17 protein-coding genes are annotated in these 15782 nt (G+C 62.5%); 8 read left to right on the plus strand and 9 right to left on the minus strand.

Annotated features, from left to right (window positions below):
* The first annotated feature begins 379 nt into the window (after nucleotides 1-379).
* Nucleotides 380-919 (plus strand): MarR family winged helix-turn-helix transcriptional regulator, encoded by a 540-nt coding sequence (locus ACPPVP_RS29425; protein WP_426526906.1) that lies wholly within the window; start codon nucleotides 380-382, stop codon nucleotides 917-919.
* A 15-nt stretch (nucleotides 920-934) separates the two neighbouring features.
* Here the strand turns inward: ACPPVP_RS29425 and ACPPVP_RS29430 are convergent, their stop codons facing one another.
* Nucleotides 935-2044 (minus strand): alpha/beta hydrolase family protein, encoded by a 1110-nt coding sequence (locus tag ACPPVP_RS29430; protein ID WP_426526908.1) that lies wholly within the window; start codon nucleotides 2042-2044, stop codon nucleotides 935-937.
* Nucleotides 2045-2495: 451 nt separating this feature from the next.
* Here ACPPVP_RS29430 and ACPPVP_RS29435 point away from each other — a divergent pair, with 451 nt between their 5' ends.
* Nucleotides 2496-2666: a hypothetical protein gene (locus tag ACPPVP_RS29435; protein ID WP_426526910.1), complete on the plus strand. Its 171-nt coding sequence runs from the start codon at nucleotides 2496-2498 to the stop codon at nucleotides 2664-2666.
* A gap of 181 nt (nucleotides 2667-2847) precedes the next feature.
* Entirely contained in the window at nucleotides 2848-3336 is a 489-nt protein-coding gene (locus tag ACPPVP_RS29440; RefSeq protein WP_426526912.1) for a hypothetical protein, read from the plus strand.
* A gap of 113 nt (nucleotides 3337-3449) precedes the next feature.
* Here the strand turns inward: ACPPVP_RS29440 and ACPPVP_RS29445 are convergent, their stop codons facing one another.
* Both ACPPVP_RS29445 and ACPPVP_RS29450 read right to left on the minus strand, forming a co-directional pair.
* Nucleotides 3450-4298, minus strand: coding sequence for an alpha/beta fold hydrolase (locus ACPPVP_RS29445; RefSeq protein WP_426526914.1), 849 nt, complete (start codon nucleotides 4296-4298; stop codon nucleotides 3450-3452).
* Entirely contained in the window at nucleotides 4295-4660 is a 366-nt protein-coding gene (locus ACPPVP_RS29450; protein ID WP_426526916.1) for a hypothetical protein, read from the minus strand. The genes ACPPVP_RS29445 and ACPPVP_RS29450 overlap by 4 nt, the downstream gene beginning before the upstream one ends.
* A 410-nt stretch (nucleotides 4661-5070) precedes the next feature.
* Here ACPPVP_RS29450 and ACPPVP_RS29455 point away from each other — a divergent pair, with 410 nt between their 5' ends.
* On the plus strand, nucleotides 5071-5325 hold the full coding sequence (locus tag ACPPVP_RS29455; protein ID WP_426526917.1) for a hypothetical protein: 255 nt from the start codon (nucleotides 5071-5073) through the stop codon (nucleotides 5323-5325).
* A 93-nt stretch (nucleotides 5326-5418) separates the two neighbouring features.
* On the opposite strand, the gene ACPPVP_RS29460 is transcribed toward ACPPVP_RS29455, so the two are convergent.
* The 5 genes from ACPPVP_RS29460 to ACPPVP_RS29480 all read right to left on the minus strand — a co-directional run bounded on the left by ACPPVP_RS29460 (nucleotide 5419) and on the right by ACPPVP_RS29480 (nucleotide 9019).
* On the minus strand, nucleotides 5419-5658 hold the full coding sequence (locus ACPPVP_RS29460; RefSeq protein ID WP_426526918.1) for a hypothetical protein: 240 nt from the start codon (nucleotides 5656-5658) through the stop codon (nucleotides 5419-5421).
* A gap of 194 nt (nucleotides 5659-5852) precedes the next feature.
* Complete coding sequence (locus ACPPVP_RS29465) at nucleotides 5853-6566, minus strand: outer membrane protein (protein ID WP_426526920.1); 714 nt, start codon at nucleotides 6564-6566, stop codon at nucleotides 5853-5855.
* 311 nt (nucleotides 6567-6877) lie between these two features.
* Nucleotides 6878-7927 (minus strand): alpha/beta fold hydrolase, encoded by a 1050-nt coding sequence (locus tag ACPPVP_RS29470; RefSeq protein ID WP_426526921.1) that lies wholly within the window; start codon nucleotides 7925-7927, stop codon nucleotides 6878-6880.
* Nucleotides 7928-8108: 181 nt separating this feature from the next.
* Nucleotides 8109-8531 (minus strand): hypothetical protein, encoded by a 423-nt coding sequence (locus tag ACPPVP_RS29475; protein WP_426526922.1) that lies wholly within the window; start codon nucleotides 8529-8531, stop codon nucleotides 8109-8111.
* A 212-nt stretch (nucleotides 8532-8743) separates the two neighbouring features.
* The gene (locus ACPPVP_RS29480; RefSeq protein WP_426526924.1) at nucleotides 8744-9019 is read right to left on the minus strand and encodes a His-rich protein BRANT; all 276 of its coding nucleotides are present in this window, start codon (nucleotides 9017-9019) and stop codon (nucleotides 8744-8746) included.
* A gap of 289 nt (nucleotides 9020-9308) precedes the next feature.
* On the opposite strand from ACPPVP_RS29480, the gene ACPPVP_RS29485 reads away from it, so the two are divergent.
* Nucleotides 9309-9845 (plus strand): tetratricopeptide repeat protein, encoded by a 537-nt coding sequence (locus ACPPVP_RS29485; protein WP_426526926.1) that lies wholly within the window; start codon nucleotides 9309-9311, stop codon nucleotides 9843-9845.
* 183 nt (nucleotides 9846-10028) lie between these two features.
* Here ACPPVP_RS29485 and ACPPVP_RS29490 read toward each other — a convergent pair whose 3' ends face one another.
* Nucleotides 10029-11603: a S10 family peptidase gene (locus ACPPVP_RS29490; protein WP_426526928.1), complete on the minus strand. Its 1575-nt coding sequence runs from the start codon at nucleotides 11601-11603 to the stop codon at nucleotides 10029-10031.
* A 288-nt stretch (nucleotides 11604-11891) separates the two neighbouring features.
* Between ACPPVP_RS29490 and ACPPVP_RS29495 the strand changes: the two genes are divergently transcribed.
* From ACPPVP_RS29495 to ACPPVP_RS29505, 3 genes are all read left to right on the plus strand, one after another.
* The gene (locus ACPPVP_RS29495) at nucleotides 11892-12551 is read left to right on the plus strand and encodes a hypothetical protein (protein ID WP_426526930.1); all 660 of its coding nucleotides are present in this window, start codon (nucleotides 11892-11894) and stop codon (nucleotides 12549-12551) included.
* A 49-nt stretch (nucleotides 12552-12600) separates the two neighbouring features.
* Nucleotides 12601-14730 (plus strand): adenylate/guanylate cyclase domain-containing protein, encoded by a 2130-nt coding sequence (locus ACPPVP_RS29500; RefSeq protein WP_426526932.1) that lies wholly within the window; start codon nucleotides 12601-12603, stop codon nucleotides 14728-14730.
* 140 nt (nucleotides 14731-14870) lie between these two features.
* Nucleotides 14871-15650, plus strand: coding sequence for an NAD kinase (locus ACPPVP_RS29505; protein WP_426526934.1), 780 nt, complete (start codon nucleotides 14871-14873; stop codon nucleotides 15648-15650).
* Nucleotides 15651-15782 lie beyond the last annotated feature (132 nt).

The raw sequence follows: 15782 nt of genomic DNA on the forward strand, positions 1-15782 counted from the left end.
AAGTTGTTCTGCAAGGACAAGGGCGGACCTGTGGCTGTTCCCCCAGAGGAAAAAGTCCGCCCTAGCCTTTCGGAAACCGCTCAGTCGTTTCGCGTCTTCGGACACACCCGCATGAACGCGAGGGACTTAAGCGAACCACCTAGAACGGAACGATCGAGGACCCCCCTCGCCGTCTTCAGAACTATGCATGCGCAATTTACATAATCAAAATACTTTATGAACTCAGCTATCCTGATCCCAACCGACTGTGTCGCAGCGGCAACACCGCCGAATACGCGACACGATCTCCAACGAGCCACCTAAACGCTCCCCAATTGGATGAATTTGTTATTAAATCGGCTAAGCTCTGGTTGAAGGCAGACTCGAAACGGGGAGAGCCATGGGACAGGAGCCCCGCAAGGGATCGGACTCGTCGAGCCGGACCAAGCGCACAGGATCGAATGAGCTTGGGGGAAAGAATCACGACCTCGCCCGGCAATTCGCCTGGGAGATCGCCGCCATCAACGTGCATCTTCAGGAGATTCGCTACTTCTGGGCGAAAGCCCTCGGCGTCAGCGGACCGCAATGGATGATCCTGATCGCCCTGGCCGACCTGGATCAGGGAGAGGGCGTGCCGGTGAAGGTCGTGTCAAAGATGCTGCATGTTGACCCGTCCTTCGTAACGACCCAGTCGAAAATGCTGGAGAAGAAGGGCTTCATGCGCCGAAAGACCTCAGGGGACGACGCCCGGGTCGTGCAGATGTCATTGACGGACAAGAGCTACAAGCACATCGCAAGCCTGGCTTCCCAGCAGGAGGAGCTCAATAACTTCATCTTTGCCGAGTTCAGCGACCGCGAACTCGGCGAGTTCAACGGCAAGCTCGCGGCATTGAAGACCCGCCTCGAGAAGGCCTGCCTGAAGGTCGCGATGGGCATATGACTATTTGCGGCGGCGTCAGGCCGGTATCCCGTCGAGACGATCGGCAACCCAGTCGAAGATGAACTCGTTGGCCAGCGTAGGGTTGTCGTGGTGGCCTTGCGCAGCCACCGTTTCCGAGCTTTCGAAAATCTTCAGTGAAATATCGGGATGATGGGACTTAAGCCGTTCGAACAGATCGGCAACAACACCGCTTTCCAGCCAGCCTTGTCCGCCCACGGTGATCAGAACCGGACAATGGAATCTGTGCCCGGGCCAGCCTCCTTCCATTGCCATGCTTCCGGCACCATCCCGCGAGAAGCGATTCATCAGGAAGGCGCGCTCGTGCATGTCCCAGATTCCGCCGTCACAGACCACGGCGGCGAAACGATTGTCGAGAGCGACGCCGCGCGCCACAAAGGACGACCCTGCCCCATCGCCGAGAATGGCTATCCGGCGTTCGTCAACATCGTCCCGCGACGTCAGGTAATCCCTCACGCAACCGACCGACGTTTCCAGATCGCGCCGGCCGATCACCTCCTCGAATTCGGCGCCGACGCCGGCGCCGAGGAGATCCACGGCCAGCAGCGACATTCCCCGCTCGCGCGCATAACGCGCCACCTTGAAGAGGTACTCTTCCTTCCAGTGTCCGGGATCGCCCATGCACACGACGACAGGCGTTCGGCCGGAAGCCGCCGGGGCCGGCAGGAAATAGCCTTCCAACACGTGGCCTTCCAGCCAGGGAATCTCGACCACCTCGCCGGCAGGCGTCAGATGCGCGACGTAGCGGCGGGCGCAGTCGCGCATGATTCCCAGCGCGTCCTGCCGCTTCTTGTCGGCAGCGTCCAGCGCGAACGTCGATGCGTGATAGTAATTGATGGCGCGAAGCCAGTTGCTTTGCGCGGTCAACACGCGACCGCGCTCGAAGGCAATGTTGCCGCGTTCACGGCTGAGCTCGGCGATCCTGACCCACTCCCGATACCAGGAAGCACTGCGATTCCCCGGGTCGACCCGGCTTGCGGCAAGGAAGCATTCGGAAACCATCGAGCCGCCTTCCTGGGCCGCCCCTAGCAGCCTCAGGAATTCGGTCGAGAATTCGTCGCTGTCCAGCCACTTAACCTGGGCTTCCGGACAAAAGTGAACTGTCATTTACCAGCGCAGCTTAATCAATTCCATCAGCTGTCTACTACGGTTTCAATATTGCTGGCTGACACAATCTCGTTAGCCGGCAGCTCGATTCTGCATGGCAATCCCGCGATGTTATGGGAGCGGGCTTGTGCCAGCCTGTTTTCGCTGCGGCCACCGCGACCTCTTTCAGCGATCCGGTAAAGCTGCGAGCCGCGCCGCCATAAAACTGTCATACGCCCTCATCGTCGCATGCATGTGCCGGATGGCGTCTCAGGACAATCATTTCAAAATTTCTCTCTTGTTCTGTCCAACACGGTGGCACCTGCTGCGGGCGTCCACGTCTTTCAACCTTGCAGGCAGGAACTACCCGTTCCATCCGGCGTTTTCACGGCATGAGAATTCGCGAAGAAAACTGCAACATGGTCCTGCTCGCTGCCGTTACCGTGCTCAGCATAGCCGTTGCGGCGGCGCTATGCTGATCGGCTTTGCCGATAACAAGCCGGTGCCGTTCGCCGATCGGATGACGGGCCGTGCCGAGGAAGCGCCCGCACCCGACAGGCGAATCATCCATGTCAGCGACCAGCCGCCGGTGCGCGTGGTCGGCGCGCCCTTTGTCCCGAACACAAATCCGCGCCAACGCTGAGACCCCACCGCGAGTTGCGGAAGTTGCGCCAACGGCTTGTGCCATGTGCACGTTGCCGGTCACGAACTGTCACCGTTTTGTCACCGCGCACGCAAAAGCGTGGCAGTTATCCACTGCTACCTTCCCATTTGCTTGCTTCCACAAAAGCCGTTTGATGGAGTGATTTGGGCCGAGGTGTTTCATGAAATGGATGAAGGAACGCGATCTCCTGATCGCGCAAACGATGGCGTTCGTTCAATCGGTGACCGGCAAGACGCCGGAGGCCGAGAAGACGGTCAGCGCGTCGGTGTCGCTGCTATCCGTCGAGGCATCGGAAACCACACGTCCGGCCCCCGCCCTTTCCAACGCAGCCATTTCCAATCCAACCCTTTCCGAGATTGCCGCTCTGCTGGCGCAGACGCCATCTGCCGCCCAGGCGCCAACAACAACAGCTCAACTGCCGACAGTAGAAGTGTCCGGAGAAACGGCACGGGAGATACCGAGGCCGGTTTCCCTTTCCCGTCCCGATCTGCGGGAAGATTTCCAGTCCGAGATCAGGGCGCGGATCGCCAGCTTCCGCGCCCATCAGGAACGGTTCAACCGCGAGCGCGAAGCCTATTGCACGGCCACCATGGCCAAGGTCCACGCCGTCCTGAAGGAAGGCGAATCGCCGCCGCGGTTGGGCAAGTAAAAAGCCTGCCCTCTGAATCCTGTTACTTGAACATGATCTCGGCGCAAGCCCGTTCCGCGCTTGTCGCCAGGGAAAACCGGTTTCCACTTTTCCGGATCACGCCCTGAGCCGGCCTAACTCCCCGCGATCTTCTCCAGCACCGGCAGCAGATACGTCATAAACGCCTGCGGGTCTTCGCTCATCGGAAAGTGGCCGAGCCCCTTCATGATGGTGACCTCGCAGCCGGGAATGCTTTTCGCCACCGCCAGCGTCTCTTCCGGCGTGCAGGAATAGTCGTATTCGCCGGATAACAGAAACAGCGGACAGCGCCTGGTGTCGATCTGCGCGACCCGGCCGCGGATGTCGCCGTCCAGCTTGTAGAAATAAAGATCGCCCTTGAAGACGCCGGGACCGCCCTGCATGTAATGCCACAGCGTTTCCCAGCGCTCCCGGTCCGGCGCATCGGGGCCGACCAGTCCTGAGACGATGGCGCCACAGACTTCGCCGCCATGAACGTCCGCCCGGTGCAGGAAGTTGAGGTCATAATAGGGATCGACATGCGCGCCGGCCTGCAGGCCGATGATGGCGCGAAATCGTTCCGGGTGCTCGAGCGCCAGATGCAGCGCGATGCGGCCGCCGATCGAGCAGCCGATCAGGATCGGTTTGTCGAGCCCAAGCGCTGCCGAAATCTCCAGCACCATGGTGGTGTATTGCGCCGACGTGAGCTGATATTCCTCCTCCTGCCAGCCGGCGGGCGGCGAGGATTTGCCGTGCCAAGGCATATCGAAAGCAATCACACGGTGATTACGGGTAACACGCGTGTCGTTCATCAGGCCACGATACTGCCGCCCGTCGCTGCCCGCGGTGTGCAGGCACAGCAATGCCGTCCCCGTGCCGGCCTCCTCGACATAGATCCGGTGCGGCCAGCCGAACAGATCGAGGTGCATGTAGCGGCCGGTAATCGGCTCGAATCTCGCGCTCATGCGGCGGCTCCTTCGCGCAGCTTGGCAAGGGCTTCCTTGAAGTAGCGCAGATGGGACATGAATATCTGCAGGTTGCCTTCGGCCTTCAGCGCGCGCCGCTTGATCAGCGCCATCAGGTCATTCGAGCCTGGCGGCGGCCGCCTGCTCCAGAATTTCTGCCATTCCTGTTCGGACGCACGGAGCGCAAAGGACGAAGACGGCATCACGAACGGACCTTGCGTCACCGCCACGATCCGGCCCTCGAAGATGGAGATCAGCCAGGGCGTGGCGCCGACTTCCAGAAGGAAGCTGGTCGTCAGATACCGGCCGCGTCGGACCAGGCCCTGGTCGTCATTGACCCGCTGCTGCAGCGTTTCGATCATTTCCTGCCCCATTCTTGATCCGGCGGCCGCTTCGCACGGCTCGCGCCTCTGGCCGTTATGATCCGTGGAATGAGGCGGCCGTCAATCGGCCAGCGCTAGAGCCAGGCGTAGACCAGCGCCATGTTGGCCGCGCAAGCGACCAAAAGGCAGACGGTCAGCGTGAGTTGGACACGCTCGCAGGAGGTCTGGAGGCTCGTTCTCATGGCCGGAAGCATCCGGCGATTCTGGCGGTTGAGTCTCGGGGATTCTTTTTTCCGGGATTTACGGCTCGTTAAAGACTCAGAGTCTCCACAAAAATGGGCCGAAACGAGCCAATTTGCTCCCGAAACAAGCAGTCGAATGACGGAATGGCAGCCAAGCCTGAAACCCGGGCCCCGCTTCTGCGTTGACCGTTTTTACCGGAGCCGACAATGCCCTACGCACTGTTCTCGAACGACGCCAAGCTGAGCAAGGCCTATCCGACCGAGGCCGATGTGTGGAAAATCGCCCAGAAGAGCGGCCTGGTGGTCGACGTCGTCTCCGAGGACGACAAGGAGCACCCGCATCCCGTGCTCGACCAGGATTACGAGATCAAGCCATGCCAGCTTGAGCCGCACGAAGACCCCGCCCGAAACAAGGCTGATGCCGACCGCGAAGCGCAGACGGAATTGCAGCTGGCGTCATGAGGGCGATGCCGGCGGCCGGGAGGCAACCCGGCAGAACACAACCGACAGCAACGTCCCGTACGCCGGGACGAGATCCGAGCGGGTAAATCGGGTCTACGGAGTCGCCGAAACCAGCGATGCCTGTTCCGCAGCAAGAGCGACACAGGCCTTGCGCCGCTGCAGTCCCCTGATCGAACCGGTCACCTTGCGCACCTTGCCGGCCCCGCAGGCGTAATCCTGCACGAAGGCCACTTCATAGGGCGCCAGAATGAGAGGTTCGGATTTGAGGACCGTCTGAGCAAGGCACGGAAAAGCCGCTGCAGAAAAGATCAGCCCTAACGCAAAAGCACGCATGTTTGAATGTCCAACCCAACCGGCTGACATTCATAATAGCGCATCATGACGAAAAGTTGCGTGCGGCGCGAAAAATATTTTGACGCACTCAAATTGCACGCAGCACGGCACATGAAGGCGTAAGCAGATCTCGCGTCCGAACAAAAAAAGGCCGGCGTGACGCCGGCCTTTTGCTGTCGATACGAAGCGCCGTATCAATATCTGGAGGCAGCGGCTCCGCCCCAACCAAACCGGTAGTTCACCCCGACCTTGGCGGTGTGTTCGTCGTTGCGGAAACTGCGGCCGGCGATATCGGCGGGGCCTGTCGTGAAGGTGGTGTTGCCGAAATTGTAATACTGGTACTCGGCCTTGGCCGACCAGTTCGGGGCGAACATGTATTCGAGGCCGCCGCCGACGGTGTAGCCGTCCTTGTGGCTGCCGTCGGCGGTGAAGCCCGCCGGCACGCCGGCCACCGACACCCCGAGATTGTTGCCGTCGCGCCAGGCGTAACCGCCCTTGGCGTAGAGCAGCGCGGGACCCCAGGTGTAGCCGAGCCGGCCGGTCACCGAGCCGAGCTGGTCGGTATTGGATGTCACGAGGGTGCCGCCGGGAAACAGAACGCCATTATTATTGTTGTTCGGCAGCCAGCTGTACTGGGCTTCGGCACCCATGACCCAGTTCGGCGCGAACTGATAGTCGAAGCCGCCCTGCACGCCGCCCATGAAGCGGGCGTCGCTGCCCTGCAGGGAGTTGTTACCCGCAAAGGCGCCACCGACATGGCCGCCGACATAGAACCCGGTCCAGTTGTAGACGACCTGAGGCGCGGTATAGGCCGGCGCCTTGGTGTAAGGCCGCGGCTGCATGTCGGCCGCAAAAGCTGGAGCCGCCATGGCGGCCAGCGCGGCAGCGCCGAGCACTAACTTCTTCATTTTACGATCCCCGTTACGAACGTTGCAGATACCAATCCAAACAACGTGACTTCATTTAGGTTGCTTTGCGGCAACTGCCCGCGACCCTATGGCGCGCCACTGTGACGGCACAGCAACAAACCGTTTTAGTTCCCTCGCACGTAAGGCTTTTTCCTCCGTTAAGGAGGTGGTCTCCCGCTTAGGTGATGTCCGGGATCACTAAGACAAGGTTCAACCCTCGCCGAAAAGTGATCCGAATTCGTTCACGGTTCCGTCCCAGGAACTCCGCAATCCGGCCCGCCGGCAGCGTCACCGGCAGGGCCAGACTCGCTTCAAGCACGAGTCACGTCGATGACGGCGTCGGCAAAGGCCTGCGGCGCTTCCTGCGGCAGGTTATGACCGATGCCCCCGGTGACCAGGCGGTGAGCGTATTTGCCGGAAAACTTGCTGGCGTAGGCCTTGGGGTCGGGATGCGGCGCGCCGTTGGCGTCACCTTCGAGGGTAATGGCAGGCGCGGCGATCGCGGGCAATTCGGCCAGCCGCTTTTCCAGCTCGTCGTATTTCGTCTCGCCAGGGGCGAGACCGAGCCGCCAGCGATAGTTGTGGATCACGATGGCGACGTGATCGGAGTTGTCGAAGGACGCCGCGCTGCGTTCGAAAGTGGCGTCATCGAAGTTCCACTTCGGCGAGGCGAGCTGCCAGATCAGTTTTGAAAATTCGCGCCGGTATTTTTCGTAGCCCAGCCGGCCGCGTTCGGTCGCGAAGTAATACTGGTACCACCATTGCAGTTCGGCCGAAGGCGGCAACGGCTTCTTGTTGGCCTCCTGGCTGCCGATCAGATAGCCGCTGACCGAAACCAGCCCCTTGACGCGCTCCGGCCAGATCGCCGCGACGATATCGGCGGTCCGCGCACCCCAGTCGAACCCGGCGACCACCGCCTTGTCGATCTTCAGCGCATCCATCAGGGCGATGACGTCGGTGGCGAGCGCGCCCTGCTGGCCGTTCCGCGGCGTATCGGCGGAGAGGAACTTCGTCGTGCCGTAGCCGCGCAGCCAGGGCGCGATCACCCGGAAGCCCGCCTGCGCCAGCACCGGGACGACATCGACAAAGGCGTAGATGTCATAGGGCCAACCGTGCAGGAGGATGACGACGGGACCGTCGGCCGGCCCGGCTTCGGCATAACCGATCGTGAGGACGCCGGCTTCGATCTGTTTCAGCGCTGCAAACGAAGTGTGGGCACCCGGCCTGATTTCGCCCGCACCGGGCTTGGCGCCGCCGGCCTGCGCAAAGACGGCCCCGCTCATGGCGAACGGCGCAACCGCCAGCGTTACGGCGGCGGTGCCGAGGAAGCGGCGGCGGTCAGGATTGGTGTGCTGGGACATGAATCTCACTCCGGTTCTCCATCTGATACGATTAGATCGTATACGATATAGATCGACCCGAAGCATCACAGTGAAGCATCACAGTCTCGTGTGGAGGCCCGGATGGAATCCGCCAGGGAAGGAATCTGCCAACAGGGAGCCGGCCAACCCAGGCTGCGTTCTCAAGCGGACGCGCGCTAAATCAGCGCGTCATTTTCTCCAGCTCCAGGAACGGCGCGTACGCGACCCCCGCACAGGGCTCGACAGCGTTTTCGATGATGCGATCGAGGCGGCCGTCGACGAACAGGATGGCGCGTTCGCGCGGCTCGCGGTAACCGCCGTCGGGCTCTCGTGCGCTGAACCGGAGACAGGCGAGATAGCGCAGCCGCCCGCCGACGACGCGCTCGACCGGCTCGGCCATGACGGCGTCGCGCACCCCGACCGGATTGTTGAGATAGGTCTTGAAAAACGCCAGCACTTCGGCGCGGTAATTTTTCGGAAACGGCTGGCTGGAGACGCCGCGATCGTCCGTATAGGTGATCGACTTGCCGTCATCGCTGGCGGCGCAGGCCGACAGCAGAACCGGCAGCAACATCATCGCTGCGAATTTGGCCGAACGTCTCAAGCGAAGTCTTCCCCTGCCCTTCGCCGTTTCTTAGACCGCTTGGCTCAAGAATGGAATTCGCAACTCGGTCTATCTCCTCACTTTCGCTCTCGAAAAGTTGAGCGCGCGCCAGCCCACGGCCATGAGCAAAGCAAATGGCGCGTGGGCTGGTCTGTCATTCGCAATGCGCGCGCCGGGCAATGGGGGCGAAACGCGCGCCCAGCGAATCAGGTTCAGCTGCGTTTGACGGCCGGCGTCACATGCTTGACCGCAATGTGCTTCGCATGCGTCTTGTGCAGGCCGATGTGCTTGTGGTGGCGATGATGCCGATAATGCTTGTAATGGCTGCCCATCCTGGCATTGGCGTTCAGCATCTTCGACTTGCCCTCGGCCTTGATGACAGGTGCCTGTGTGATCTTGTTCACGGGCGCCTTGCCCGGCGTGCCGGCAAGCGCAGGCGCGGCGAGAACGGAAACGGCGATGAGCGCTGCGGAAATGGTCTTGAGCATGGTTGTCTCCTCTTGCTTTAGTGCCCCTTGGGACCTGCGGGCATTTCCGGTCGGAAGGCCGGGCTCGCCGATCATGCAAGTGACGCTAGTGGCTGCGCACTGAACCTCTCCTGAAGCGGACTTTCGGATTCCGTTCATCTGAATGACATCTTCGTCATGTCCGGTGACGACGGACCGCCGATGAAATTGGCGGAAACGGGGACACGGCGCCGGAATGTTCTTGGGCGCCGGGGGTTCAAATCAACGGGCTTCGGTGTAGGATCGCCGAACCGGCCATCAGGAGAGATGCATGAATAAACTTGGGATCAGGCTTTTGACTCTTGCAATGTTGTCGCTGACGCTCGCGGCAGCCCCTGTCGTCAGCGTCGTCTACGCAGCGCCCGACAACGATCCGCCGCCGCCGGACAAGAAGAAAAAGAAATCCAGCGAAGCCCGCCCGGGCATCGAGCAGACCGCATTCGCTGACGGCTATCGCGCCGCCTATTCCGCGATCTACGACCGCCACGACTACACCTCGGCGATCACGCAGCTCAAGGCGCTCGGCCGTGACGACTCGGCCGCCGTCGCCAACCTGATCGGCTACTCCTATCGCAAGCTCGGCGACTACAAGGTCTCGCAGATCTGGTACGAACGCGCGCTCAAGGCCGATCCGAACCACGTCAAGACCTGGCAATATTACGGCCTGTGGCAGGTCGAACAGGGCAACCGCGATCAGGCGCAGTATCACCTGAACCGGATCGCCCAGCTCACCGGCACGACAAGCGAGGAATATCGCTCGCTCGCCGCTGCGCTTGAAAACCCGCCGGGCACCGGATTGGTTTACTGAGGCACCAGCCTCTTCTCGTCATTGCGAGCGAAGCGAAGCAATCCATATCGCGGCATAACGGAACGATGAATTCTTCGTCGCTTCAGCGCAAAATTGCTGCGCAGTTTTGTCGCGAGCTCCTCGCAATGACGAAGAAATCATCGGCGCAGTCACATGACTGCGCCGATTTTTTATTGGTCGGGCTCACTTCATCACCTTCTCGACCTCGGCGCGAAATGCCTGACGCGCGGAGTCGCGCGAGTAGAACATGTGGCCGCCGGGATAGACGACGAGCTTCACCCGGTCCGACCGCGCATAGGCCGGCAACTGGTCGAGAATCACCTTCGAGCCAAAATAGGGCGTGGCAAGATCGAACAGTCCGTGGCCAACCAGCAATTTCATTTTCGGGTCGAGCGCCAGAATCTGGCGCAACTGTGAAACCGACTCGGGCGGTCCGCGGCCGAAATCCCAGGCCCTGTTCACGGCCTCGTTGAGCAGGTGATACGAGCCATCGGGGCGCCAGTTGAGTTTGCGCGTGGTGAGATCGACCGCCGCGCTCGTCAGCGGCGCTGTCAGGGAATCACCGGAGGGATCGCCGAAAAGAAAGTAACTCGAATCCGGATAGGGATCGAAACCGGAGACCGAGGCGTCGTAACGTCCCGTCACCCGGCCGTTGCGGCGGTCGAATTCCCGGCGGAATTCGCCGACCTCGAAACGCCCTGCCAGCCTGCGGCTCACCGCCTGATCGATGCCGGTCAACGCGGCCACCTTGTCGGAAAGCCGCGTCGTCGCCTCCCGATCCGCCTGCCCCTTGATGAGGTCAGCCATAAACTCGCCTTGCGCATAGCGCTCGACGTCGGCGAGATCGGCGCGCGTCACCGCTCCCTTGGCTTCGCGAGCCACCGCCGCCATGCTCGGCAGCGTGTACATGTATTGCAGAACGCTCGAGCCGGAAAAGTCGCGATAGTCGAACAGGGGTGAGACCATGATCAGCCCGCGCACGCCGACGCCCTGCTGGGTCTGCAGATTGCGCACGATCTTCGGTCCGCGAATGCCGCCATAGCTCTCGCCGGTGACGAATTTCGGCGACAGCAGGCGATCGTATTTTTCCAGCCAGCGCCGGATCACGAGCGCGACGGCGCTGACGTCGCCGTCGACGGAGTAGAACCGCTTGCGCGCATCCTCGCCGGACGCGACGAAACGGCTGTAGCCGGTGCCGACAGGATCGATGAAGACGAGGTCGGTGAAGTCGAGCCAGGTCTCGGCGTTGGGCAAGAGATCAGGCGTCGCGGACGACAGGGCGCCCTCACCCGTGATCGACACGCGCCAGGGGCCGGCGTCGCCGAACTGCAGCCAGGCCGAGGACGCGCCAGGGCCGCCGTTGAACAGAAACGTCACCGGCCGGTTTGCGCCATCCGTGCCCTCGAGTTGATAGGAGGTGTAGGCGATATCGGCCTGCGGCTCGCCCTTGTCGTCGAAAATTCGGATCGAGCCCGCGGTGGCGGTGAACTCGAGCGTGCGGCCCGGTAGCGCCAGCGTCTGCCTGGTGGTGGAATCCGGCGGCAGGCGATGTTGTTCGGCCGCGGGCGGCTGGGTCGCGGCAGTGCCTCGCCCTGCGCCGCCCTTCTGGCCAGATGGCGACGGTGACGGCGTGGCCGCGGGCTGCTGCTCCGAAGCCGGAGAACTCGCCTCCTCGGCGCGCGCACCGCCCACCCAACACACGACCAGAACCGTGGCGGCAAGGCGCATGGGGCGCGTCGCCGTGAAACGAAAAACCATACCGTTTGCTCCCTGTGCCCCCGCGATCCAGCCGTGTCCTGCGGATTCTGCCGCAACAGTGCGACAATGAGGTGGTGGTGCACAACAAGGAGAAATCTTGCCGAAAATCACAATCCCGACAGCATCACGTGAGAAAATAGCCACTACGTCCGGCGGTTGTCTCCGTCGACGGTTAGGTGCTATCGGTCGGTTCCGCTGGGCTGCCGGCCGGGTATTTTTGATCCATCCATGAAACCATTTTGGCGCTGACGCGACTAACGAACCTGCGCTTTTCGATGGGGACTTAACATGAAACGTTCGATTGCGGTTTGTCTCGGCCTGCTGGCGCTGGCCTCTCCGGCGGCCGCAGATTCGCCGGTCGCGGTGGTCGAGGATGTTCAGGGCAAGGTCACCGGCGCGGAATTCATGGACTATGTGACGCCCAAGGCGGTGATCAAGATCGGCGACGGCGGCTCCGTCATTCTCAGCTACCTGAAGTCATGCCGGCGCGAGACGATCAGCGGTGCCGGCACCGTCATCATCGGCACCGAGGAGAGCGCGGTCCACCTCGCCGAGGTCAAGGCCGAGAAAACCAATTGCGATCCCAACCAGACCAACGCCACCACACGCGAGACCAGCGGCGTCGCCGCCACCGTGCTGCGCAGCGTCGACAGCAGCAAACCCCAGCCGCAGGTCACCCTTTACGGCGCATCGCCGCTGGTGGAGGCCAAAGGCCGCGGCAAGCTGACCATCCGGCGCCTCGACGTGCCGGGCGAGCGTCAGGAGATCAATCTGGGCGGCACCCAGCTCAAGGGACGCTTCGTCGATTTCGCCACCGAGAACGTCGCCCTGGTCCCCGGCGGCCTCTACGCCGCCACGTTCAAATCATCGCAGATCGTGTTCCTGGTGGATGCGCAGGCCAAGCCCGGCGCGACGCCGATCGTCGGCCGTCTGCTGCGGATGGAATAGGCGTGACGGGCTATCCCGCTTGAGGATCAGGCGCAGCACGCGCAACAGGATGATGGTTGCTGCCATCGCGTTGGTCTGCGCCGCGGCTTCAGTTTCCCCGCTGGCCAGACCGATCCGCGGGCTGTCCCTCGATATCCTCACCGCCCTGCGTTGGGAAATATTCGGCCACCGGCACGATCCCGCGGCTTCGCCGGCAGTGGTCGTCGCGATCGACGAGGAAAGCCTGCGCACCCCGCCGTTCAAGGGCGCGCCGATGGTGACCTGGACCGGAGAGATCGGCCGCGTCATGGCCGCAACGCTCGAAGGCGGCGCCAAGGTTGCCGGCCTGGACATCGTCATCCCGGCGTCGATTGAGCAGTCGGAGATTCCGTTCGGCGAGGGCATGCTCGGCGAGAAGGTCCGCGGATTCGACCGCGACTTCCTTCGCGCGCTCGCCGGCGCGGCGGCGAACAGCAAGGTGGTGCTAGGAGAAATTCTGGGCGGCAATCAGCCGGTCAAGCCGTCGGCGGGACAGCGCGTCGCGGTACGCCAGCAGCAGAACATCCGCCCGCTCAACGTTTTCGTCGACAGCGACGACATCGTGCGGCGCCTGCCGCTGAGCTTCGCCGTCAATGGGGCGAAGGTGCCCTCGATGGCGGTCGAACTGGCGTCGCGGGCGCTGGGCGCGCCACCCGAGTTCGATGAACGCGGCCGGCTGACGCTTGCCGGCTACCGCGTCCCCGGCCGGGTTCCGAACACCATGACGCTGAACTTCGAGGGTGGCGCCGACGACATTCCGACTTTCTCCTTTGCCGACCTGCGCGCCTGCGCCGTCAAGAACGACAAGGATTACTTTCGGCGCTGGTTCGCCGGAAAGGTCGTCATTTTCGGCAGCGTTCTCGATATCGAGGACCGCCAACAGACTTCCAAGCGTTTTGCGACCGGCATCGAAGGCGCGCGCGCACCGCGCTGCGCTGCCGAGAGCACGCCGGTCACGGCCGACTTTCGGATCAGCACGATCGCGGGCGTTTATATCCATGCTACCGCGGTCAACAATCTGATTTCGCACAACGCGGTGGTCGAACCGGGCCCGCCGGTGCGCTTCCTGATCTCTGCCCTGTTTGCGGCGCTGGCGGCCGTCGCCGCGTGGCGGTTGATACCGCTCAATGCGGCGCTGACCTGGACCGGCATGGTCGCGACCGGCATTGCCGGCGCCATGATCGCCTTCAACCACGCACTGGCGCTGCCGATCGCCGAGCCGTTCCTGGCGAGCCTGTTCGCGCTCGCCGCGACGATCGGATTCCGCTTCGTGGTCGCCGACAAGGACCGCCGCCTGCTGCAAAAGAGCTTTGCGCTCTACCTTGCCCCCCACGTCATCAACCGCATGCTGTCGTCGAACAAACTGCCGGAACTCGGCGGCGAAACCCGCAACGTGACGGTGTTCTTCTCCGACATCGAGGGATTTTCGCTGATCGCGGAAAAGATGTCGCCCGACAGCCTGATGGAGCTGATGAACGAATATCTGTCGGCAATGACCGACGTCATCGAGCGTCACGGCGGATATGTCGACAAATATATCGGCGACTCCATCGTCGCCGTATTCGGCGCGCCGGCCGACGATCCCGATCATGCCGCCAATGCGGCGCGCGCCGCGCTGGATTGCTGCACGCAACTGGCGGAGCTCAACGCCTCGTCCGCTCTGTTCCAGGAATGCAAGCTGGCGCAGCGGATCGGCATCAATTCCGGCGAGGCGCTGGTCGGCAATTTCGGATCGCGTCGGCGCTTCAACTACTCGGTGATGAGCGACGCGGTGAACCTGGCGTCGCGGCTGGAGGGCGCCAACAAATTCTACGGCACCACCGTCATCGCTTCCGAGACCACGGTAGCCCTCACCGGCGAGGCCTTCGCCTGGCGCGAACTCGACGCCATCAGGGTCAAGGGGCGAACCCAGGCACTGAAAATCTACGAATTGCTGGCGCTGTCGGCCGGGCTGACCTCCGCGCAGCAGATATTGATCGCCAACTACGCCGACGGGCTTGCGCGGTGGCGGGCCCGCGAATTCGGATGCGCCGCGGAGTATTTCGGCCGGTCGGCCGATATCGACCGTCCGGCGTCATTGTTTGCCGCGCGGGCCCGGGAATTGGCCCAAAACCCGCCGGGCGAGGATTGGGATCCGATCCGGACGCTGCAGGAAAAATGACGCTTCAATGACCAGTGGTTTAGGTTACCGGCGCTAAAGGCCGGTTCGGCTATCTCGACAAGCCCCGACAAGGTGTATAGACGAGCGCGGCGCAGTCCGACGCTACCCAATCCTGCCGCTACAAGTGAGTTCGTCGTCCGATGGCCACCCCCAAGCGATACGACCGGATCGCCTTTGTCGCGAGCTCAAGCGTCGAGGCACAGGCCGCGCTGGCCCAGCTCGTCAAGCTCTACGGCAATCAGGATGCCGACGATTCCGACGTCGTGGTGGCGCTCGGCGGCGATGGATTGATGCTGCAGACGCTGCACCGGCATATGCGCTCGAACAAGCCGATCTACGGCATGCATCGCGGCACCGTCGGCTTCCTGATGAACGAATTCACCACGCATGATTTGCATACCCGGCTGGCGGCGGCGCGGGAATCCCTGATCAACCCGCTGCTGATGCGCGCCACCGACGTCCATGGCACGGTGCATCTGCATCACGCCATCAACGAGGTGGCGCTGTTTCGGCAGACCAACCAGGCCGCGCATCTGCGCATCCTGATCGACGAGCACGAGCGGATGGCGGAATTGATCGCCGACGGCATCCTGGTGGCGACGCCCGCCGGCTCAACCGCCTATAATCTCTCGGCACAGGGACCGATCCTGCCGATCAACGCCGCGCTTCTGGCGCTGACCCCGATCAGCGCGTTCCGCCCGCGCCGCTGGCGCGGCGCCCTGCTCCCCAACTCCGCTTTCGTCGTGATCGAGGTGCTCGAGAGCGAGAAACGCCCGGTCGCGGCCGCCGCCGACCATGACGACGTGCGCGACGTCCAGCGCGTCGAGGTGCTGTCCGACAAGACGATCTCGATGCGGATGCTGTTCGATCCCGGCCACAGCCTCGAGGAACGCATCCTGCGCGAGCAGTTCGGCGCCTGACGACCGTCCGGTGACCGCCCGGCGGTCTTGAACCGGGCTCCTGTCCGAAAAAAATGGCGTCATCGAGTATTTGCGCGTGCCTGATCGAGCCGTTTCGCAACCATTCCTTAACGAGCGCCGCGATATGGTTAA

The organism is Bradyrhizobium sp. McL0615, assembly GCF_049993905.1.
GTDB lineage: Bacteria > Pseudomonadota > Alphaproteobacteria > Rhizobiales > Xanthobacteraceae > Bradyrhizobium.

Coding starts and splice junctions, on each gene's coding strand:
- ACPPVP_RS29425 (WP_426526906.1), top strand. CDS start 380: ATGGGACAGGAGCCCCGCAAGGGATCGGACTCGTCGAGCCGGACCAAG.
- ACPPVP_RS29430 (WP_426526908.1), bottom strand. CDS start 2,044: ATGACAGTTCACTTTTGTCCGGAAGCCCAGGTTAAGTGGCTGGACAGC.
- ACPPVP_RS29435 (WP_426526910.1), top strand. CDS start 2,496: ATGCTGATCGGCTTTGCCGATAACAAGCCGGTGCCGTTCGCCGATCGG.
- ACPPVP_RS29440 (WP_426526912.1), top strand. CDS start 2,848: ATGAAATGGATGAAGGAACGCGATCTCCTGATCGCGCAAACGATGGCG.
- ACPPVP_RS29445 (WP_426526914.1), bottom strand. CDS start 4,298: ATGAGCGCGAGATTCGAGCCGATTACCGGCCGCTACATGCACCTCGAT.
- ACPPVP_RS29450 (WP_426526916.1), bottom strand. CDS start 4,660: ATGATCGAAACGCTGCAGCAGCGGGTCAATGACGACCAGGGCCTGGTC.
- ACPPVP_RS29455 (WP_426526917.1), top strand. CDS start 5,071: ATGCCCTACGCACTGTTCTCGAACGACGCCAAGCTGAGCAAGGCCTAT.
- ACPPVP_RS29460 (WP_426526918.1), bottom strand. CDS start 5,658: ATGCGTGCTTTTGCGTTAGGGCTGATCTTTTCTGCAGCGGCTTTTCCG.
- ACPPVP_RS29465 (WP_426526920.1), bottom strand. CDS start 6,566: ATGAAGAAGTTAGTGCTCGGCGCTGCCGCGCTGGCCGCCATGGCGGCT.
- ACPPVP_RS29470 (WP_426526921.1), bottom strand. CDS start 7,927: ATGTCCCAGCACACCAATCCTGACCGCCGCCGCTTCCTCGGCACCGCC.
- ACPPVP_RS29480 (WP_426526924.1), bottom strand. CDS start 9,019: ATGCTCAAGACCATTTCCGCAGCGCTCATCGCCGTTTCCGTTCTCGCC.
- ACPPVP_RS29485 (WP_426526926.1), top strand. CDS start 9,309: ATGAATAAACTTGGGATCAGGCTTTTGACTCTTGCAATGTTGTCGCTG.
- ACPPVP_RS29490 (WP_426526928.1), bottom strand. CDS start 11,603: ATGGTTTTTCGTTTCACGGCGACGCGCCCCATGCGCCTTGCCGCCACG.
- ACPPVP_RS29495 (WP_426526930.1), top strand. CDS start 11,892: ATGAAACGTTCGATTGCGGTTTGTCTCGGCCTGCTGGCGCTGGCCTCT.
- ACPPVP_RS29500 (WP_426526932.1), top strand. CDS start 12,601: ATGATGGTTGCTGCCATCGCGTTGGTCTGCGCCGCGGCTTCAGTTTCC.
- ACPPVP_RS29505 (WP_426526934.1), top strand. CDS start 14,871: ATGGCCACCCCCAAGCGATACGACCGGATCGCCTTTGTCGCGAGCTCA.